This is a genomic window from Streptomyces sp. NPDC029014 (assembly GCF_055564695.1).
Window position 1 is genome coordinate 63,747 of sequence record NZ_JBVHVT010000015.1, and the last position, 19,921, is coordinate 83,667.

Genomic DNA, 19,921 nt, shown 5'->3' on the forward strand with positions numbered 1-19,921 from the left:
CCCGGAAAGCGAAACGGAACGGTTTCGTTTCGCTCGTTGCGGAGGTATCGTCGTACCTGTACGAGGTGAAGTACGAAACGGTCTCGTTCGAAGGGAGCTGCCGTGGTGTCCGACGAGGTCTCGTCGCGGCGCAGCCGCATCACCCCCGAACGGGAGGCCGAACTCCACGGAGCGGTCCTCGACCTGCTGCGCGAGGTCGGCTACGACGCACTGACCATGGACGCCGTCGCCGCCCGCACCAAGTCCAGCAAGGCCACCCTCTACCGCCAGTGGGGGAGCAAGCCGGAGCTGGTCGCGCGGGCCCTGCGCTGCACGCAGCCGGTCTCCCTCGGGGAGATCGACACCGGCAGCCTGCGCGGGGACTTCGGCCTCATGGTCCAGCACTCCGACGACGCGCAGATGGCCAAGGACACCGCCCTGATCCGGGGCCTGGCCCATGCCGTCCACACGAGCCCGGAACTCCACCAGGCCCTGCGGGAGCTGCTGATCGACCCGGAGATCACCGGACTCCAGGTCATGCTCCGACGGGCCGTCGACCGGGGTGAGATCGCCCCGGACTGTCCGGCCCTCGATTTCGTACCGCACCTGCTCATCGGGTCCTTCATCGCGCTCCCGCTCATCGAGGACCGGTCCGTCGACCGGGTCTTCCTCGCCGAGTTCCTCGACGCCGTGGTCTTCCCCGCCCTCGGCGTCTGAGCCACCCGCAACACCGTTCCCGCTGCTCCTGACACGCCGCTCTCGTCGTCGGGCCGGCTCCCCACGCCCTGATCCGTACCCGGATACATCCCACGACCAGAACGGGAGACCGCCTCCGTGGCCACCTTCCTCTACCGTCTCGGCCGGGGCGCCTTCCGGCGCCGCGGCCTCGTCGCCCTCATATGGGTGGCGCTGCTGTTCGCCGCCGGCTTCGGCGCGGCGTCGGCCGGCGCGCCCACCTCCGGCTCGTTCTCGATGCCCGGCACGGAGGCCCAGAAGGCCTTCGACGTGCTCGACGAGAAGTTCCCGGGCATGTCCGCCGACGGCGCCTCCGCCCGCATCGTCATCAAGGCGCCGCGGGGCGCCAAGATCACCGACGCGGCGAACAAGGCCCAGGTCGAGAAGATCGTCTCCGGACTCCAGCAGGGTCCGGGCAAGGCCCAGGTCGCCACGGTCGCCGACCCCTTCCAGGTGCAGGCCGTCAGCCAGGACGGCTCCACCGCCTACATCAGCGTGAAGTACACCGTCAGCGGCATGGAGCTGAAGGACGACACGCGCGACGCGCTCACCGGGTCCGGTGACGCCGCCAAGGCCGCCGGACTGACCGTCGAGATCGGCGGCGACGCCCTGATGACGGCCCCCGAGACGGGCTCCGGCGAGGTCATCGGCATCGCCATCGCCGCGATCGTGCTGGTCATCACCTTCGGCTCGCTGGTCGCGGCCGGGCTGCCGCTGCTGACCGCGCTGATCGGCGTCGGCATCGGCGTCTCCACCATCACCGCCCTGGCCAACGTCCTCGACCTCGGCACCACCACCTCCACCCTCGCGATGATGATCGGCCTCGCGGTCGGCATCGACTACGCCCTCTTCATCGTCTCCCGCTACCGCGTGGAGCTCGCCGAGGGCCGCGAGCGGGACGAGGCCGCCGGCCGGGCCGTCGGCACCGCCGGCTCCGCCGTCGTCTTCGCCGGCCTGACCGTCGTCATCGCCCTGGTGGGCCTGGCCGTCGCCAACATCCCGATGCTGACCAAGATGGGCCTCGCCGCGGCGGGCACCGTGGTCATCGCCGTCCTCGTCGCCCTCACCCTGGTCCCGGCCATCCTGGGCTTCGCCGGCAAGAAGGTGCTGCCGGCCGGCACGAAGAGCAAGCTGTTCGGCAAGGGCCGCCCGGCCGGCGCCGAGCCCAAGGCCAACGCCGGCACCCGGTGGGCCCGCCTCGTGCTGCGCCGCCCGGTGATCGTCCTGCTCGTCGGCGTGATCGGCCTCGGCGCGATCGCCGTCCCGGCGGGCAAGCTGGAGATGGGCCTGCCCGACGACGGCGCCCAGCCGGTCTCCACCACCCAGCGCCGGGCGTACGACCTGCTCTCGGAGGGCTTCGGCCCGGGCTTCAACGGCCCGCTGCTGGTCGTCGTCGACGGCGACAGGAAGCTCGCCGACGAGACCGAGGCGCGCATCAAGGGCCTGGACGGCGTGGCCGTGGTCGTGCCGCCGACGCCCAACCAGGCCGGCGACGCCGCCGTGATCACCGTCATCCCCAAGGACCGCCCGTCCTCCGCGCAGACCGAGGCACTCGTCCACGAGATCCGCGAGGGCAGCGGGGACGACGTCCTCGTCACCGGCGCCACCGCGATGAACATCGACTTCTCGCAGAAGATGGACGACGCGCTGCTGCCCTACCTGGCGCTCGTCGTCGGCCTCGCCTTCCTGCTGCTGATGGTCGTCTTCCGGTCGATCCTGGTCCCGCTCAAGGCGGCCCTCGGCTTCCTGCTGTCCGTCGTCGCCGCCCTCGGCGCGGTCGTCGCGGTCTTCCAGTGGGGCTGGCTCGGCTCGGTCTTCGGGGTGGAGCAGACCGGCCCGATCATGAGCATGATGCCGATCTTCATGGTGGGCGTCGTCTTCGGCCTGGCCATGGACTACGAGGTCTTCCTCGTCACCCGGATGCGCGAGGCGTACGTCCACGGCGAGCGCCCGGGCCAGGCAGTCGTGACCGGCTTCCAGTACAGCGCCCGGGTGGTCGTGGCCGCCGCAGTGATCATGATCGCGGTGTTCGCCGGGTTCATCGGCGCCAGTGAGCAGATGGTGAAGATGATCGGCTTCGGTCTGGCCGTCGCCGTCTTCTTCGACGCCTTCATCGTCCGCATGGCCATCGTCCCGGCGGTGCTCGCCCTGCTCGGCCACAAGGCCTGGTGGCTGCCGCGCTGGCTGGACCGGCTGCTGCCGAACGTGGACGTCGAGGGCGAGAGCCTGCGCAAGCACCTGGAGTCCACCGGCTCCGCCGACGGTCGGGACGCCGAGGGACGGGACGGGGACCGCGAGCTGGTCAACGCCTGATCGGTGCCGGTGCTGGTGTGCGTACCGCACGGGGCCCGGCTCCGTACCCGGACGATCCGAGGGGATCGCCGGGTGCGGGGCCGGGCCCTTCGGCGTGTTCCGGTCCGGGGAGGCCCGTTACGCCGACCGGGTGGTGGGGGCGTACGTACGGCGCAGGAAGCGGCGCAGCGCGGCACTGTCGAACTGGATGACCGCCACCCCCTCCGGTGAGTGGAACTCCACGACCGCCTGGACGCGGCCGCAGGGCCAGATGCGTACGTCGCCGGTTCCGGACGGGGCCTGGAGGCCGGCCTCCAGCAGGGCCCGGGGGAAGACCCACTCGTTGTCGGTGCCCTCGGGCGAGAGGCCCGCGGGGAAGACGATCCGCACGGCGAGCGGCTCGGCGGGGGCGAAGCGCAGGGCGACCGGGATCTTCCGGTAGAGCGGGTCGTCGGTGATCACGCGGGCGGTGACGCGCTCCTCGACGGCGGTCGCGACGGCGGCGGTCGCGGTGGCGGTGGCGGCCGTGGCGGTGGCGGGCCCGGGGGGATTCTCGGCGGTGGCAGACATCGACAAGACTCCTCGCATCGGAACAAAACAGTCCGTATTCCCTTCAGCCTCGCACATTCCCAGGAAGCTGCGAACAGGCATTTGTGGTGTCGCCGCTCTTGCCAGCGGTTTGCAAGTAGGGATTATTCTTGAGCGGATAAAGATTTTGTCAGTTCAAGGACCGCAGGAAGCGGAGCCAGCCTCATGCACGTGCCCGACGGATTCATCGACGCCCCCGTCTCCCTCGCCGCCGGCGTCGCCGCCGCCGGCGCGGTCGCCGTCAGCCTCCGTGGCGCCCGCAGGGAGCTCGACGAGCGGACCGCCCCGCTCGCCGGCCTCGTCGCCGCCTTCATCTTCGCCGTCCAGATGTTGAACTTCCCCGTCGCCGCCGGCACCAGCGGACACCTCCTCGGCGGGGCGCTCGCCGCGATACTCGTCGGGCCCTGGACCGGCGTGCTCTGCGTGTCCGTCGTCCTGCTCATGCAGAGCGTCCTGTTCGCCGACGGCGGGCTCACCGCCCTCGGCGTCAACGTCGTCAACATGGCCGTCGTGACCGTCGTCGTCGCCTACGCCGTCTTCCGCGGCCTGGCCCGGCTCCTGCCCCGCACCCGGCGCTCCGTCACCGTCGCCGCCTTCGCGGGGGCGCTCGTCTCGGTGCCCGCCGCCGCGGCCGTCTTCACCCTCATGTACGCCCTCGGCGGCACCACCGACGTGCCCCTCGGCAAGGTGCTCACCGCCATGGTCGGCGTGCACGTCCTCATCGGCATCGGCGAGGCCGCCATCACCGCCGCGACCGTGGGCGCCGTCCTCGCAGTCCGGCCCGACCTGGTCCACGGGGCGCGCGGGCTGACCGCGCCGCTGAAGCTGCGCGTCGGCGGCGAGCTCGTCGACGCCCCGCCGCAGACCGCCGCCCCGGCCGCGGCGCCCGCCGCCGCCCGCTCGACGAGGAAGGTGTGGGCTGCGGGCCTCGCCACCGCCCTCGTCCTCGCCGGCGCCGTCTCCTTCTACGCCTCCGCCAGCCCCGACGGCCTGGAGAAGGTCGCCGCCGACCAGGGCATCGACCAGAACGTCCGGGAGCACGCCGCCGCCGGCTCCCCCCTCGCCGACTACGGCGTCAAGGACGTAGAGAATGCCCGCCTCTCCGGCGGCCTCGCCGGCGTGATCGGCGTCGGCGCCACCGTCGCCCTCGGCACCGGCGTCTTCTGGGCCGTGCGCCGTCGCCGCACCGACGCCCCCGCACAGACCGCCGCCCCCACCTCCGCGGCTGGCTGACATGGGAGCGGGCCACGCCCACCGGCTCTACCGGCACGCGGACTCGCCCGTCCACGCGCTGCCGCCGCACTGCAAGATCGTCGCGGTCTTCGCGTTCGTCCTGGTCGTTGTGTCCACACCGCGCGAGGCGGTGTGGGCCTTCGGCCTGTACGCGGTCCTCGTCGCGGCCGTCGCCGCCACCGCCCGCATCCCGGCCGGGCTCCTGCTGCGCCGGATGCTGATCGAGGTCCCGTTCGTCCTCTTCGCCGTCCTCATGCCCTTCGTGGCGCAGGGCGAGCGGATCGAGGTGCTCGGGCTGTCGCTGAGCGTCTCCGGCCTGTGGGGCGCCTGGAACGTCCTGGCCAAGGGCACCCTCGGCGTCGCCGCGTCCGTCATCCTCGCCTCGACCACCGAACTGAGGCAGCTGCTGCTCGGCCTCCAGCGGCTGAAGCTGCCGACCCTCCTCGTCCAGATCGCCTCCTTCATGATCCGTTACGGCGACGTCGTCACCGACGAGCTGCGGCGGATGTCCGTCGCCCGGCGCTCCCGCGGCTTCGAAGCCAGCGGTGTCCGGCACTGGGGAGTGCTCGCCAAGACGGCCGGTGCCCTGTTCATCCGCTCCTACGAACGCGGCGAACGGGTCCACCTGGCGATGGTCAGCCGCGGCTACACCGGGTCCATGCCGGTGATCGACGAAGTCGTCGCCACCCGCACCCAGTGGGCGCGGGCGGCCGTACTCCCCGCGGCGGCCCTCGCCGTCTGTGTGATCGGATGGACCCTGTGACGCCTCCCCCCGCCTCTCCCGCCCCCTCCGCCCCGACGGCAGCCGCCCCCTCCCTCCAGGTCTCCGGCCTCGCCTACGCCTACCCGGACGGCCACCAGGCCCTCTTCGGCGTGGACCTGACCGTCGGCCGCGGCGAGCGGGTCGCCCTGCTCGGGCCCAACGGCGCGGGCAAGACCACCCTCGTCCTCCACCTCAACGGCATCCTCGACGGCGGCGTCGGCAGCGTGGCCGTCGCCGGCCTGCCCGTCGAGAAGCGGAACCTCGCCGAGATCCGGCGCCGGGTCGGCATCGTCTTCCAGGACCCCGACGACCAGCTGTTCATGCCGACCGTCCGGGAGGACGTGGCCTTCGGCCCGGCCGCCGCCGGCATGCGCGGACCGGAGCTGGAGCAGCGGGTCCTGGAGGCCCTGGAACAGGTCGGCATGGCCGGCTTCGCCGACCGGCCCCCGCACCACCTGTCCTTCGGACAGCGGCGGCGCGTCGCCGTGGCGACCGTCCTCGCCATGCGGCCCGAGATCCTCGTCCTCGACGAACCCTCCTCCAACCTCGACCCGGCGTCGCGGCGCGAGCTCGCCGACATCCTGCGCTCGCTCGACGTGACCGTGCTGATGGTCACCCACGACCTCCCGTACGCGCTGGAACTGTGCCCCCGCTCCGTCGTCCTCAGCGAGGGCGTCATCGCCGCCGACGGACGCACCCAGGACCTGCTGTGCGACGAGGAGCTCATGCGCAAGCACCGCCTGGAGCTGCCCTTCGGCTTCGACCCGCGCTCGGTGCCCGCGGCATAACCGCAGGCCCGTGGTGGTTGGACCGCTCGTGGACATCCAAGGTCAGGTGGCGGAGGGCTTCGAGGCCGTCCGGGACGCCTTCATACGCAATTTCGAGGTGCTCGGCGACCGGGGCGCGGCCGTCACCGTCTACCGGGACGGCCGACGGGTCGTCGACCTGTGGGCGGGCGTCCGGGACGTGGACGCGGATGCGGAGGACGGCACCGGTGCTGCTGCGGGCGTCGCGGGTGCCGGGGCCGTGCCGTGGAGCGGGGGCACGGCCCAGATCGTCCGCTCGGCCACCAAGGGCGTGGCCGCCGTCGTACCGCTGCTGCTGCACCAGCGCGGCCTGCTGGACCTCGATGCGCCCGTGGGCGCGTACTGGCCGGAGTTCAAGGCCGGCGGCAAGGAGCGGGCCCTCGTCCGGGACCTCCTCGCGCACCGGGCGGGCGTCCCCGCGCTCGACGTGCCGCTGACACCGCAGCAGGCCGCGGACGGGCTGACCGGGTCGCGGGCCGTCGCCGAACAGCGGGCGTTCTGGGAGCCGGGCGCGGACCACGGCTACCACGCGCAGACCTACAGCTGGCTGCTCTCCGAACTGGTGCTGCGGGTCACCGGCGCCTCGCTCGGCAAATGGCTCGCCCAGGAGGTCACCGGGCCGCTCGGCCTCGACTTCTGGATCGGGCTGCCCGAAGCGGAGGCGGCGTCCGGGCGGGTCGGCCGGGTCGGGGCCGTCGCGGCGCCGGAATCGGCCGGGGCGCTGCGCACGCGGCCGCGGCGAAACGTTTCCGAGGCGTACGCCGACCCCGAATCGCTGACCCGGCGCGCCTTCGCCGCGATCACGCCGCTCGCCGACGAGAACGCCCCCGAGTACCGGGCCGCCGAACTCCCCGCCTCCGCGGGCATCGGCACCGCCCGTGCCCTGGCCGGGCTGTACGCGGCGCTGCTGGGCGACACGGAGGACGGCCCGCGCCTCTTCACCCCGCAGACGGTGGCCCTGGCCGGGCGGGAACTCTCGTCCGGCCCGGACCGCGTCCTGGTGGTGAACACCCGCTTCGGGCCGGGCCACATGCTGCACAGCCCCGCCTCGCCGATGCTGTCCCCGGCCTCCTTCGGCCACCCGGGCCGCGGCGGCTCCCTGGGCTTCGCCGACCCCGAAGCCGGCATCGGCTTCGGCTACGTCACCAACGCCCTGGCCAAGTCGGTCACCGCCGACCCCCGGGCCCAGGCGCTGCTCCGCGCCCTCCGCACCTGCCTCTAGCCCGCCGCCGCGGGGCACCAACGCCCCGGCCGAGCGCCGGCCGCCCCGGCCCGGCCGTGCACCGGGGCAGCTTCGCCCGCTGGCCGGGGCCGCGCGGAGCCCGCTCGACACGCCGGGGCGGGCCCGACACGCCGCCCGGGGTACGCGGCCCTGCGGGGCTGTTCCCCTACCCGCCCTTCCCCCGTTCCCCGGGCTCCGCCCGGAGGCGCGGGCAGAGCCAGCGCTGTGCCCGGTGGTGCGGCTGGCTGATTCAACCTCGCCGGCGTTTGAGGCGCGGGGTCGGGGCGGAGCCCCGGAGCGGTGCCGCGGCGGCCTGCTCTCGTGCGGGCGGTGGATGGCCCTGCCGGGCTCTTCCCCCGCCCGGGGGCGGATTCGGTCAGGCGGGGGTGGCGCCGGGGGCCGGGCTGGTGGTGGTGCGGGTGGCCCGGCAGCTGCCCGAGGCCTCCAGGGCCGCGGCCACCTTGGCCGCCGCCTCCTCGTCCCGTACCAGGAACGCCGTCGTCGGGCCGGAGCCCGAGACCAGGCTCGCCAGGGCGCCCGCTTCCAGGCCCGTCGACAACGTGCGCTCCAGGTCCGGGCGGAGCGACAGCGCCGCCGGCTGGAGGTCGTTGGCCAGGGTCGCGGCCAGGGCGTCCGGGTCACCGGAGGCGAGGGCCGCCAGCAGGGCGGGGGAGGCCTGCGGCGCGGGGACGTCCCGCCCCTCGGCCAGCCGGTCGAACTCGCGGAACACCGCCGGGGTGGACAGCCCGCCCTCGGCGACCGCGAAGACCCAGTGGAAGGAGCCCGCCTGGAGCGGGGTCAGTACTTCACCGCGCCCGGTGCCGAGCGCCGCCCCGCCGATCAGGCTGAACGGCACGTCGCTGCCCAGCTCCGCGCAGATGTCGAGGAGTTCCTCGGTCGGCGTGTTCAGCCCCCAGAGGATGTCGCAGGCCAGGAGCGCGCCGGCGCCGTCCGCGCTGCCGCCGGCCATGCCGCCCGCCACCGGGATGTTCTTCGCGATGTGGATGTGGACGGCGTCGTCGGGGCGGCCGGCGCGGGCCGCGAGGAGCTGTGCGGCCCGCGCCGCCAGGTTCGTCCGGTCCAGGGGGACCTGGTCCGCGTCCGGGCCCGAGCAGGTCACCGTCAGCTCGTCGGCCGGGGTGACCGTCACCTCGTCGAACAGCGACACCGCGAGGAAGACGTTCGCCAGGTCGTGGAACCCGTCCGGCCGGGCCGCGCCCACCGCCAGCTGGACGTTCACCTTCGCGGGGACCCGTACCGTCACGCCCGCCGCCGTACCGGCCGCGGCGCTCACAGGGCCGGCCGTTCCGCGTGGGCCGGCTTGTGCTCGGCGATGGCGGCGAACTCCTCCACCGTCAGCGACTCCCCGCGGGCCTGCGGGGAGATCCCGGCGGCGACCAGGGCGGCCTCGGCTCCGGCGGCGGACCCGGCCCAGCCGGACAGCGCGGCCCGCAGCGTCTTGCGGCGCTGCGCGAACGCCGCGTCCACGACCGCGAACACCTCCGCCTTCGAGGCGGTCGTCTCGATCGGCTCGGTGCGGCGGACGAGCGACACCAGGCCCGAGTCCACGTTCGGCGCGGGCCAGAACACGTTGCGGCCGATCGCCCCGGCCCGCTTCACGTCCGCGTACCAGTTCGCCTTGACCGACGGCACCCCGTACACCTTGTTGCCCGGCCGGGCGGCCAGCCGGTCGGCGACCTCGGACTGCACCATGACCAGGGTCCGCTCGATGCTCGGGAACCGGTCCAGCATCGTCAGCAGCACCGGCACGGCCACGTTGTACGGCAGGTTCGCGACCAGCGCGGTGGGCGGCGGGCCCGGCAGCTCCTCGACGAGGAGCGCGTCGGAGTGGACCAGCGCGAAGCGGTCCTTGCGCTGCGGCACGCGCGCCGCGATCGTCGCCGGCAGCGCGGCGGCGAGGACGTCGTCGATCTCGACGGCGGTGACCCGGTCGGCGGCCTCCAGCAGCGCGAGCGTCAGCGAGCCCAGGCCCGGCCCGACCTCGACGACCACGTCGTCGGGCCGGACGTCGGCGGTGCGCACGATGCGCCGCACCGTGTTGGCGTCGATGACGAAGTTCTGGCCCTTCTGCTTGGTCGGACGCACGCCGAGGGCGTCGGCCAGCTCGCGGATGTCGGCCGCGCCGAGGAGGGCGTCAGGGGCGTCAGGGGTTCTGTCGGGCTGCTGCTCTGCGGTGCTCACCGGTAAAGCCTACGGCCGCAGTGCGGCCACGGAGTCGCCCCCCGCTGCACGTACAGCTTCTTCGCCCGGTACGTCTGTTCCGCGCCCGGGGCGTCCTGCGGGCGGCCGCTGCCGCCGAGGGCCTGCCAGGTGCGGACGTCGAACTGGTACAGGCCGCCGTACGTGCCCGACGGGTCGGTCGCGTCGGGCCGGCCGCCCGACTCGCACTGGGCCAGTGCGCCCCAGTCGAGGTGGTCCGCGCCGGCGACGGACGCCGGCAGCGGCTTCGTACCGACCTTGACGAGCTGGGTGACGGGCTCGCGCACGGTCTCCTCCGCGACCTCGCGGGGGGTCTGGCGGACGCCGTTGACGGTGCGCAGGACGTACGTGACGCGCCGGGTGCCGGTGCGGCCGGGCTGCTCGACGACCTCGGTGCCGGCGAACAGGGTGTCGTCCTCGACGCGTTCGGTCTCGAACGGGATGCGCTCCTCGCGGACCTCGCGGGTGCCGGTGATGCGCAGCACGGTGACGGTCTGGCCGTCGCGGGGGAAGGAGTCGGGCGGCACGGAGGTGGTGTCCTGGCCGTTCAGGGTGATCCCGGCCTGGCTGAGGGCCTCCTGGACGGTCGCGGCATTGGTGCGGACGGTGGTCTCGTCGCCGTCGGCCATGAACGTGACGCTGCGCTCGGTACGGACGGCGAGGGTCAGGCCGGTGCGGGGGACGGGCGCGGTGCGCGGGGCGGAGAGGTAGGCGCCCTCGACGCGGATCCCGAACTGGCGCAGGGCCCCCTCGACGGTGTCGGCGGTGGTCCAGACCTGGCGGCTCTGCCCGTCGAGGGTGAGCTGGAGGGGGCGGCCGTAGCGGACGACGACCTCGTCGCCGTCGTCGAGGGCGGCCCCGCGGGCCGGGGCGACGAGGTCGTGGGCGCCGACGCCGAGGCCCTCGGAGGCGAGGAGTTCGCCGACGTCGTCGGCGAAGGTGTGGAGGGTGCGGGACTGGCCGTCGACGGTGAGGCGGACGGACTTGTCGGCGGCGACGAAGGCGGTGGTGCCGCCGGCGAGGAAGGCGACGACGAGCGCCTGCGGAACGATCCGCCGCCAGGCGGCGGGGACCGCGACGGAGCCGGGGACCGGGCCGGGGACGGCGCGGTGGGCGGGTGCGGGGCCGAGGGTGGGTGCCTGGCCGTGGGTGGGTGCGGGACCGAGGGTGGGTGCCTGGCCGTGGGTGGGTGCGGGTGAGGGTGCGGGGCCGGGCGGGGGACCGGAGCCGGGCCCGGTGCCGGGGCCCGCGGTGGCGGGCTCGCCCCGCTCGTCCGGTGCGGGGGCGCGCCGCCGGCGGCCGGTGCCGGGGGCTGGGGTGCCGGGGGCGCCGGGCCCGTGCGGGGTCTCGGGCGGTGCCCCCGCGCGGCGGCGGCCCGTGCCGGGTGCGGTCACGGCCAGGGCCACCGGGGCGACGGCCTCCACCGGCCCGGTCCGCCCGCGGGCCCGCCGCCCCGGCGGGGCCGGCTCCGGCGGCTTGCGCCGGCGGGCGGCCCGCCGCGGCCCGGGGAGACCGCCCTCGGCCGATGCCGCCCCCGCCGAACCGTTACCGCTGCCCGGATCCGGTTCCGGTGCCGGCCCGGGACCCCATCCGGGACCCCACCCGGGCCCGCCGCCCGGGTCGGCCCCGGCCCCGGCCCCGGGCCCGGGATCCAGGGCCAGGTCCAGGGCCACGGCCAGGGCCCGGGCCTCGCCGGGAGGCCCGGCCGGCACCCCCGTACCGCCGCCAGGTCCCGCACCGGCTCCGGTTCCGGTTCCGGTCGCGGGACCCCACTCGGGCCCGTGGGTGGCCGGGCGGTGCCCCGGGCCGGGTCCCGCTGCGGTTCCGGCGGCGGGACCCCATTCGGGCCCGGTGGCCGGGGGGTGGCCCGGGCCGGGTCCCGCTGCGGTTCCGGCGGCGGGATGCCATCCGGGGGCCGTGGGCGTGGCCGGGGCCGTTCCCTTGTCCCGGGCCGGATCCGGTGCGGTCGCCGGGGGTCGTACGGGGCCCGCGGGCGCGGGCTTGGCCGGGCCGCGGCGGCGGGGCCAGGGGTCGGCGAGCCAGGACGGGCCCTCGTCCAGGATGGGCCCGGCCTGCTGGAGGGCGGTGGTGCCCGGGCCGGGGGCCGGCGCCGGGTCCGCGGGCAGGCCCGCGTAGGGCGGCCAGGGGAGGCGGGGGTCGGCGGCGGGCCCGTAGGCCCCGGTGTAAGGACTCTCGCTCACGACGCTCGCTCCACTGGTCCGGCCCGCCTTCGGTTTCGGGGCACGGCACCCTAGCGGAGCCGTCGTGACTCTCCCAAGTCGTGCAGCTACACAGCGTGTCGGGGGTTCAGTAGGCGAAGGCGCGGGCCGTGTTCGCCGCCAGGGCGGTGGCCATCGCGTCCTCGTCGATCCCGCGGACGGCGGCCATCGCCCGGACCGTCAGCGGAATGAGGTACGGCGCGTTCGGCCGTCCGCGGTACGGCGCCGGAGTGAGGTACGGGGCGTCCGTCTCGACCAGGACCAGTTCCAGCGGGGCCACGGCGAGGGCGTCCCGCAGCGGCTGGGCGTTCTTGAACGTGACGGTCCCGGCGAAGGACATGTAGTAGCCGGCGGCCGCGCACTCCCGGGCCATGTCGGCGTCGCCCGAGTAGCAGTGGAACACCGTCCGCCCCGGCGCGCCCTCCTCGCGCAGTACGCGCAGGACGTCCGCGTGGGCGTCGCGGTCGTGGATGACCAGGGCCTTGCCCTGCCGCTTGGCGATCTCGATGTGGGCGCGGAACGAACGCTCCTGCGCCGCCATGCCCTCCGGGCCGGTGCGGAAGTAGTCCAGCCCGGTCTCGCCGACGGCCTTCACGTGGTCGAGCTTCGCGAGCGCCTCGATCTCGGCCAGCGCCTCGTCGAGCGCGGCCTCGCCGCCGCCCGCCCGGGCGCCCTGCCGCGACCAGCCCCCAGGGTCCCCGAGGACGATGCGCGGGGCTTCGTTCGGGTGCAGGGCCACCGCCGCGTGGACGTTCTCGTACGCGGCGGCGGTCTCGGCGGCCCAGCGGGACCCCTTCACGTCGCAGCCCACCTGCACGACGGTGGTCACCCCGACCGAGGCGGCCCTGGCGAGGCCCTCCTCGACGGTGCCGGACTGCATGTCCAGGTGGGTGTGCGAATCCGCCACCGCCACGCGGAGCGGTTCCGGCAGCGGCGGCGGGGTGTCACGGGCGTCCCGGTCGTTCCGGGTGCCCTTGGCGGAGGCGGAGGGGCTGGCAGGGCTCATACGGCCGATCTTATGACCGGCGCAGCTTCCGCAGCAGGCGGGCGAGCGGTCCGCGGCGCTTCTGCTCGCCGTTCAGCTCCGCGTCCACGGGCACGGGGCCGGGGCTGTCGTGCGCCGGCTTGCGGCGCTGCTTCGGGCGTCGCGGCTCGTCCGCCCCGGCCGGCACCGGGCCGGCGATCCCGGGGGCGATGCGGTGGTGCCACAGCTTGTCGATCGTCCCCAGGACGGTCGAGACCTGCCCCGCGCGCATGATCCGGACGACGTGGCCGCCGCAGTTCTGGCAGGTCGGGTTCGACAGCGGGGAGGGCACCCGCTCGCCCTGCACCGTGTACAGGATGAAGGGCTGACCCTGGCCGTCGGTGTGGTGCTCGATCTCGTAGCCCTGTTCCCAGCCGAAACCGCACCTCATGCACGCGAAGGAGTAGGCCTCGTGCACGATCCGCACATCGGCGGCCAGGGGCGGGCGTGCCGGGGTCGGTGCGGGGGCGGGTATCGAGGTGTCTGCGATCTCACTCATGCCAGCTCCTCTTGCTTCCACTGTGCCATTGCCAGTGGACGCCTCTTCGGGCAGGAGCGCATCAGGCCATGTCCAGTGTTGGACGGCCCTTGGGCGACTCATGCCCAAAGCGCCCGGCACGGGGCCTGAGCTTTGCTTTTCAGATTAGCTCTTTACCATCCTGCGGCCTGTTTCCGGCCGCATTCTTTGCCGCGACCACTGCGTCGAAGACCTCCCGCTTGGGTACTCCGGCCTCGGCCGCGACCGCCGCGATGGCTTCTTTCCGCCGCTCCCCCGCCTCCTCGCGCACCCGCACCCGGCGCACCAGCTCCTCGGCGTCCACGTCGCCGGGTCCGGCCGCGGGGGCGCCCTCCACCACGACGGTGATCTCCCCGCGCACGCCCTCGGCGGCCCAGGCGGCGAGCTCGCCGAGACCGCCCCGCTTCACCTCCTCGTACGTCTTGGTCAGCTCGCGGCAGACCGCGGCCCGCCGGTCGGGGCCGAACACCTCGGCCATGGCGGCGAGGGTGTCGTCGAGCCGGTGCGGGGCCTCGAAGTAGACGAGGGTGCGCCGCTCGCCCTCCACCTCGCGCAGCCGGCCGAGGCGCTCGCCGGCCTTGCGGGGCAGGAAGCCCTCGAAGCAGAACCGGTCGACGGGCAGCCCGGACAGGGCGAGCGCGGTGAGCACGGCTGACGGCCCCGGCACGGCGGTGACCCGGACGTCCTGCTCCACGGCGGCGGCGACCAGCCGGTACCCGGGGTCGGAGACGGAGGGCATGCCCGCGTCGGTGACCAGCAGCACCCGCTTGCCGTCCCGCAGCGCCTCCACCAGCTCGGGGGTGCGCGCCGACTCGTTGCCCTCGAAGTACGACACGACGCGCCCCGTGGTGTGCACGCCGAGGCCCTGGGTCAGCCGGCGCAGCCGCCGGGTGTCCTCGGCGGCGACGACGTCGGCCCGCTCCAGCTCGGCCGCCAGCCGGGGCGGGGCGTCGGCCAGGTCGCCGATCGGGGTGCCGGCGAGGACGAGCACGCCCGCACCGGAATCGGAGGCAACGCCCGAGGCCCGGGAGGCGGCGGGGTGAGCGGGGGTTTCGGAGCCGAGGGGCTGGTCAGTCGTCACCCGTCCATCCTCTCAGCCGGGCCGGCCGCCCCCGCCCCCACCGCCCGGCGCGGGCACCGGCGGTCTGCGGCACTGGGGTTCGCACAGCCGCGTTCCCTACGATGACCCGGTGACCAGTACCGCGACGCCGCCGCCCAGCCCCGCGGGGGCCCCGCCCGCCCCGGTCGCGGGGCGCGAAGAAGAGCCGTCCACCTGGCTGCGCCGCCTGCGCGGCTTCGGCTACGCGCCGCCCGCCGGCGCGCCGCGGCCGGACGTCCGCGCCCGCTTGGTGCCGCCGTACGCCCGGCCCTCCGCGCAGTTGTGGGCGGCGCTCGGGATCCCCGCCGCGGCGGCGGGGACCTGGCAGCGCGTCATGGCGTGGCTCGGGCCGGTGCTGGTGGCGCTGGTCGCCGGGGTGCTGCGGTTCGTGAACCTGGGCAGCCCGAAGGCGGTGATATTCGACGAGACGTACTACGCCAAGGACGCCTGGGCCACCATCCGGCAGGGCTACGAGGCGAGCTGGCCCAAGGACATCGACAAGTCGATCCTCGCCAACCCCGACGGGGTCGCCCTGCCCGCGGACCCCGGCTACGTGGTGCACCCGCCGGTCGGCAAGTGGGTCATCGGGCTCGGCGAGTGGATGTTCGGCTTCGACCCCTTCGGCTGGCGGTTCATGACCGCCCTGCTCGGCACCCTGTCGGTGCTGATGCTGTGCCGGATCGGGCGCCGGCTGTTCCGCTCCACCTTCCTCGGCTGCCTGGCGGGCACGCTGCTCGCCGTGGACGGCCTGCACCTGGTGATGAGCCGCGCCGCCCTGCTCGACCTGGTGCTGATGTTCTTCGTGCTGGCCGCCTTCGGGGCGCTGCTCATCGACCGGGACCGGGCGCGGGCCGCGCTGGCGGCCGCGCTGCCGGTGGACGACGAGGGCCGGACCAGACCGGACGCGGCCGTCGCCGAGACGCTGCGGCTGGGCTGGCGCCCGTACCGGATCCTGGCGGGCGTCTGCCTGGGCCTGGCCTTCGGCACCAAGTGGAACGGCCTGATCGTGCTCGCCTTCTTCGGCGTGCTCACGGTGCTGTGGGACGCGGCCGCGCGCCGCACCGCCGGGGCCGGGGCCCCGTACGCGGCGATGCTGCGCCGGGACGCGCTGCCGGCGTTCGTCTCCACGGTCCCGGTCGCGATCGCGGTGTACCTGGCCTCCTGGACGGGCTGGATCCTCAGCCCGGACGACGGCAAGGGCGGCTACTTCCGCGACTGGGCCGCCAAGCAGGACCAGGGCAGCGCCCTGTCGTTCCTCCCGGAGTGGCTGCGCAGCCTGTGGCACTACGAGACGGAGGTCTACCAGTTCCACGTCGGCCTGACCTCGGGGCACACCTACGAGTCGAACCCGTGGAGCTGGCTGGTCCTGGGCCGCCCGGTCTCCTACTTCTACGAGTCCCCCGACCCCGGTACGGACGGCTGCCCGGCGACCGAGGCGGGCAAGTGCGCCCGCGAGGTGCTGGCCCTGGGCACGCCGCTGCTGTGGTGGGCGGGCTGCTTCGCGCTGCTGTACGTGCTGTGGCGGTGGTTCTTCCGCCGCGACTGGCGGGCGGGCGCGATCGCCTGCGCGCTGGGTGCGGGCCTGCTGCCCTGGTTCAACTACCAGGAGCGGACCATCTTCTTCTTCTACGCGGTGGTCTTCGTCCCCTACCTGTGCCTGGCGGTGGCGATGACGATCGGGGCACTGCTGGGCCCGGCGGGCTCGTCGGAACGCAGGCGGGCGCTGGGCGCGATCGCGGCGGGCGTGCTGGTGCTGCTGATCATCTGGAACTTCATCTACTTCTGGCCGATCTACACGGGCGAGACGATCCCGATGGACTCCTGGCGCAGCCGCATGTGGCTGGACACCTGGGTCTAGCCGGCCGGCCGGCGGGGCGGGATCGCGGAGGGCCGGTGCCGGGTCGGTGCCGGCCCGCCGGAATATCTCCCTCCCGTAACAAGATGTGCACGACACGCGTACGCCGCGTAAGGTCCGTGCCAAGGGGGCTTTGAACGCGTTCAGGGTCCCGGGGGACCGAAGGGGAGGACGCGACGTGAACGGGGCGGCGAAGGGGGCCGTCATCGGCGGGGTGTTCCTCGCGATGATGGGCGGAGCCGGATACGGGGTCTACGCGCTGGTGGACGGCGCCGGCAGCCACGGCGGAGACGGCAAGGGCGCCGAGACCCGGGCCGCGAAGGGCAGCGGCCCGATCACCGAACGGGAGGCCGCGGGCACCGCCAAGGCCTTCCTCGACGCCTGGGCCGCCGGGGACGCGGCCGCCGCGGCCCGGTTGACCAACAACCAGCAGGCCGCCCAGACCGCGGTCGCCGACTACCGGGACCGGGCCCACGTGTCCAAGGCCGTCATCACGCCTGGCGCCGCGACCGGCGCCAGCGTCCCCTTCACCGTCGCCGCGGAGGTCACCTACGAGGGCGCGACCAAGCCGCTCGCCTACGCGTCCACGCTGACCGTCGTCCGCGGCGTCACCAGCGGCAAACCCCTCGTCGACTGGCAGCCCACGGTCATCCACCCGCAGCTCGGCAAGGACGAGAAGCTGCGCGCCGGGGCCCCCGCCACCCCGCCCGTCAAGGCCGTCGACCGCAACGGCGAGGAGCTCACCGCCGAGAAGTACCCCTCGCTGCGCCCGGTCCTCGACCAGCTGCGGCAGACCTACGGCGGCAAGGCCGGCGGCCGTGCCGGGGCCGAGCTGTGGATCGAGCCGGCCGCGCAGGGCGCGCCGAAGCGCACCCTGCTGACCCTGGCCGAGGGCGAACCGGGCACGCTGCGGACCACCCTCGACGCCACGGTGCAGGACGCGGCCGAGAAGGCCGTCGCCCGGTACCCCGAGGCCTCGGTGGCCGCCGTCAAGCCGAGCAACGGTGACATCCTGGCCGTCGCCAACCACCGCAGGGACGGCTTCAACGCGGCCATGGAAGGCGCCCGCGCCCCCGGCTCCACCATGAAGATCGTCACGGCGGCGATGCTGATCGACCGCGGCAAGGCGGGGGCGGACCAGCCGGCGGAGTGCACCAAGGAGGCCTCCTGGGGCGGCCGCTCCTTCCACAACCTGAAGAACTTCGACCTGCCCGCCGACGCCACCTTCGCCACCGGCTTCGCCCGCTCCTGCAACACCACCTTCATCAAGCGGATCGACGACGTCCGCGACGACGCGGCCCTGTCGAAGGAGGCCAGGGAGGTCTTCGGCATCGGACTCGACTGGAAGACCGGCGTCCGCTCGGCCGACGGCAAGGTCCCCGAAGCCACCGGCGCGTCCGCCGCCGCGGCCTACATCGGGCAGGGCCAGATCACCATGAACCCCCTCAACGTCGCCTCGCTCACGGCCACCGCCCGCAGCGGCCGGTTCCACCAGCCGGTGATCGTCGCGCCCGACGTCGACGGCCGCCCGATCGCCCGCGCCGAGCGCAGCATGAAGCCCGCCGTGGCCCAGCAGCTGGTGCGCATGATGAAGCTGACCGCCTCCAGCGGCACCGCCGCCGAGGTGATGGGCACCGTACGCGGCTCCGACAAGGGCGCGAAGACCGGCTCCGCCGAGGTCGACGGCGCGGGCAGCCCCGACAGCTGGTTCACCGGCTTCAGCGGCGACGTCGCCGCGGCAGCCATGGTCGAGGGCGGCGGCCACGGCGGCGACGCGGCCGGACCCGTCGTCGCGGCCGTCCTCAACTCCTGACCCAGAACTCCTGACCCAGAACTCCTGACCCGGCCGCCCGGGTCCACGGCCCGGGAGCTGCGGTACCCAGAGCGGAAATGAGTAGCAGCGCTCTGGTCCGGGGCCCCGGGCGCGCGGGAGCGTACCGGCATGGACATCAGTGCACGGGACCTGGCCGAGGCGACCCCCGCGACGCGGGACCGGTACGTCGATCTGCTGCGCGTCGCCTCGCTCGCCACCGTCGTGCTCGGGCACTGGCTGATGGCCGCGGTGACCGGGGACGGAATAGGGAACCTGCTCGCCCTCGTCCCCGGACTCCAGGCCCTGACCTGGGTGCTGCAGGTCATGCCCGTGTTCTTCTTCGTCGGCGGCTTCTCGCACGCCCTGGCGTACCGCTCGCTGGAACGGAAGTCCGGCGGGCGGGGCGGGGTCTACGCCGCGTTCCTGCGGGCCAGGCTGCGGCGGCTGCTGCGGCCCACCCTCGTCTTCGTCCTCGTCTGGACGGCCGCCGCGCTCGCCGTCCAGGCCGCGGGCCGCGGGGACGGGCGGCTCTCCGGGGCCGCCCTGCGGATGGTCACCCAGCCGCTGTGGTTCATCGGCATCTACCTCGCCATGGTCGCCCTCACCCCGCCCCTGCTGCGGCTGCACCGGCGGTGGGGCTGGGGCGCCTTCGCCGCGCTCGCCGGGGCCGCGGCCGCGGTCGACCTGCTGCGGTTCGGAGCCGGGGTGCCCTACGTCGAGTTCCTGAACTTCGCCTTCGTCTGGCTCGCCGTGCACCAGCTCGGCTTCCTGCGCGCCGACGGCCGCCTCACCCCCGCCGGCCGGGCGCCGCACCACCGGTCCCGGGCCCGGCTCCTGCGTCCCGCCGCCCTCGCCGCCGCCGGACTCGCCGGGGCCGCGCTGCTCGTCGCGTACGGGCCGTACCCGCTGTCCATGGTCGGGATGCCCGGCGAGAAGGTGTCCAACATGGCGCCGCCCACCCTCGCCCTGCTCTGCCACGGGCTGTGGCTCGTCGGGGCCGTCGAACTGCTCGGGGCGCCCGCCGCGCGGCTGCTGGCCCGGCCCCGGGTGTGGCGGGGCGTGGTCGCCGCCAACGGGATCGCCATGACCGCCTTCCTGTGGCACCTCACCGCCATGCTCGCCGTGTACGCCGCCCAGCTCGCCCTCGGGCTGCGGCTGCCCGAGCCCGCCTCGGCCGCCTGGTGGGCCCAGGTGCCCGTACGGCTGCTGCTCGCCGCCGCGCTGACCGGGCTGCTCGTCGCCGCCTTCCGCCGCTTCGAAGCCCCCGCCCCCGCACCCGCACCCGCCCCGGTGTCCGCCCCCGCCGCGGCCGGCTCGTCGCCGCGCGCCGCCGCCGGCACCACTCTGTGCCTGCTCGGCATCCTCGGCCTGTCCATGACCGGCCTGGGCGGGCTGTTCGAGGGCCACACCGCGACCCTCGTCGCCCTGCCCGTCACCGCTCCCGCCGCCATCGCCATGGCGCTCGGCGGCTGGTACCTGGTGGAACGCTCCGCCCCGTCCCGGAGCGTTAGGCTGAGGGGCTGATCCACACCCTCCCCCGGACCCGTCCGGGGGTA

General features: G+C 74.6%; 16 protein-coding genes. 9 read left to right on the forward strand and 7 right to left on the reverse strand.

The genetic code is table 11. The annotated features are described in order from the left end of the window. Nucleotides 1-105 precede the first annotated feature (105 nt). Together ACZ4VL_RS10845 and ACZ4VL_RS10850 are read left to right on the forward strand one after the other, a co-directional pair. On the forward strand, nucleotides 106-696 hold the full coding sequence (locus ACZ4VL_RS10845) for a TetR/AcrR family transcriptional regulator (RefSeq protein ID WP_361099826.1): 591 nt from the start codon (nucleotides 106-108) through the stop codon (nucleotides 694-696). A gap of 117 nt (nucleotides 697-813) precedes the next feature. After that, nucleotides 814-3,027: an MMPL family transporter gene (locus ACZ4VL_RS10850; protein WP_468198291.1), complete on the forward strand. Its 2,214-nt coding sequence runs from the start codon at nucleotides 814-816 to the stop codon at nucleotides 3,025-3,027. Between the two features lie 117 nt (nucleotides 3,028-3,144). Here ACZ4VL_RS10850 and ACZ4VL_RS10855 read toward each other — a convergent pair whose 3' ends face one another. Then, the gene (locus ACZ4VL_RS10855) at nucleotides 3,145-3,576 is read right to left on the reverse strand and encodes an SsgA family sporulation/cell division regulator (RefSeq protein ID WP_468198294.1); all 432 of its coding nucleotides are present in this window, start codon (nucleotides 3,574-3,576) and stop codon (nucleotides 3,145-3,147) included. A 183-nt stretch (nucleotides 3,577-3,759) separates the two neighbouring features. Between ACZ4VL_RS10855 and ACZ4VL_RS10860 the strand changes: the two genes are divergently transcribed. The 4 genes from ACZ4VL_RS10860 to ACZ4VL_RS10875 are packed head-to-tail and all read left to right on the forward strand — an operon-like array spanning nucleotide 3,760 to nucleotide 7,618. After that, complete coding sequence (locus ACZ4VL_RS10860; protein ID WP_468198296.1) at nucleotides 3,760-4,827, forward strand: energy-coupling factor ABC transporter permease; 1,068 nt, start codon at nucleotides 3,760-3,762, stop codon at nucleotides 4,825-4,827. A gap of 1 nt (nucleotide 4,828) precedes the next feature. Beyond that, nucleotides 4,829-5,590, forward strand: coding sequence for a cobalt ECF transporter T component CbiQ (gene cbiQ, locus ACZ4VL_RS10865; RefSeq protein WP_468198298.1), 762 nt, complete (start codon nucleotides 4,829-4,831; stop codon nucleotides 5,588-5,590). Next, nucleotides 5,578-6,378: an energy-coupling factor ABC transporter ATP-binding protein gene (locus ACZ4VL_RS10870; RefSeq protein ID WP_468198300.1), complete on the forward strand. Its 801-nt coding sequence runs from the start codon at nucleotides 5,578-5,580 to the stop codon at nucleotides 6,376-6,378. Before cbiQ ends, ACZ4VL_RS10870 begins: the two co-directional genes overlap by 13 nt. Nucleotides 6,379-6,406: 28 nt before the next feature. After that, nucleotides 6,407-7,618, forward strand: a complete 1,212-nt coding sequence (locus tag ACZ4VL_RS10875; RefSeq protein ID WP_468198302.1) for a serine hydrolase domain-containing protein — start codon at nucleotides 6,407-6,409, stop codon at nucleotides 7,616-7,618. A 376-nt stretch (nucleotides 7,619-7,994) separates the two neighbouring features. On the opposite strand, the gene ACZ4VL_RS10880 is transcribed toward ACZ4VL_RS10875, so the two are convergent. The 6 genes from ACZ4VL_RS10880 to rsmI form a co-directional block, all read right to left on the reverse strand. Then, the gene (locus tag ACZ4VL_RS10880; RefSeq protein ID WP_468198304.1) at nucleotides 7,995-8,912 is read right to left on the reverse strand and encodes a 4-(cytidine 5'-diphospho)-2-C-methyl-D-erythritol kinase; all 918 of its coding nucleotides are present in this window, start codon (nucleotides 8,910-8,912) and stop codon (nucleotides 7,995-7,997) included. Then, the gene (rsmA, locus tag ACZ4VL_RS10885) at nucleotides 8,909-9,820 is read right to left on the reverse strand and encodes a 16S rRNA (adenine(1518)-N(6)/adenine(1519)-N(6))-dimethyltransferase RsmA (RefSeq protein WP_468198307.1); all 912 of its coding nucleotides are present in this window, start codon (nucleotides 9,818-9,820) and stop codon (nucleotides 8,909-8,911) included. Before rsmA ends, ACZ4VL_RS10880 begins: the two co-directional genes overlap by 4 nt. After that, nucleotides 9,817-11,244, reverse strand: coding sequence for a ubiquitin-like domain-containing protein (locus ACZ4VL_RS10890; RefSeq protein ID WP_468198384.1), 1,428 nt, complete (start codon nucleotides 11,242-11,244; stop codon nucleotides 9,817-9,819). The genes rsmA and ACZ4VL_RS10890 overlap by 4 nt, the downstream gene beginning before the upstream one ends. Nucleotides 11,245-12,145: 901 nt before the next feature. Further along, nucleotides 12,146-13,063, reverse strand: a complete 918-nt coding sequence (locus ACZ4VL_RS10895) for a TatD family hydrolase (RefSeq protein ID WP_468198309.1) — start codon at nucleotides 13,061-13,063, stop codon at nucleotides 12,146-12,148. 10 nt (nucleotides 13,064-13,073) lie between these two features. Next, the gene (locus tag ACZ4VL_RS10900) at nucleotides 13,074-13,580 is read right to left on the reverse strand and encodes a hypothetical protein (protein ID WP_468198311.1); all 507 of its coding nucleotides are present in this window, start codon (nucleotides 13,578-13,580) and stop codon (nucleotides 13,074-13,076) included. Between the two features lie 139 nt (nucleotides 13,581-13,719). After that, entirely contained in the window at nucleotides 13,720-14,589 is an 870-nt protein-coding gene (gene rsmI / locus ACZ4VL_RS10905) for a 16S rRNA (cytidine(1402)-2'-O)-methyltransferase (RefSeq protein WP_468198386.1), read from the reverse strand. A gap of 199 nt (nucleotides 14,590-14,788) precedes the next feature. Here rsmI and ACZ4VL_RS10910 point away from each other — a divergent pair, with 199 nt between their 5' ends. From ACZ4VL_RS10910 to ACZ4VL_RS10920, 3 genes are all read left to right on the forward strand, one after another. Further along, the gene (locus ACZ4VL_RS10910; protein WP_468198313.1) at nucleotides 14,789-16,555 is read left to right on the forward strand and encodes a dolichyl-phosphate-mannose--protein mannosyltransferase; all 1,767 of its coding nucleotides are present in this window, start codon (nucleotides 14,789-14,791) and stop codon (nucleotides 16,553-16,555) included. A gap of 175 nt (nucleotides 16,556-16,730) precedes the next feature. After that, on the forward strand, nucleotides 16,731-18,365 hold the full coding sequence (locus tag ACZ4VL_RS10915; protein ID WP_468198315.1) for a penicillin-binding transpeptidase domain-containing protein: 1,635 nt from the start codon (nucleotides 16,731-16,733) through the stop codon (nucleotides 18,363-18,365). A gap of 129 nt (nucleotides 18,366-18,494) precedes the next feature. Continuing rightward, nucleotides 18,495-19,889, forward strand: coding sequence for an acyltransferase family protein (locus ACZ4VL_RS10920; RefSeq protein ID WP_468198317.1), 1,395 nt, complete (start codon nucleotides 18,495-18,497; stop codon nucleotides 19,887-19,889). The last annotated feature ends 32 nt before the right edge of the window (nucleotides 19,890-19,921 follow it).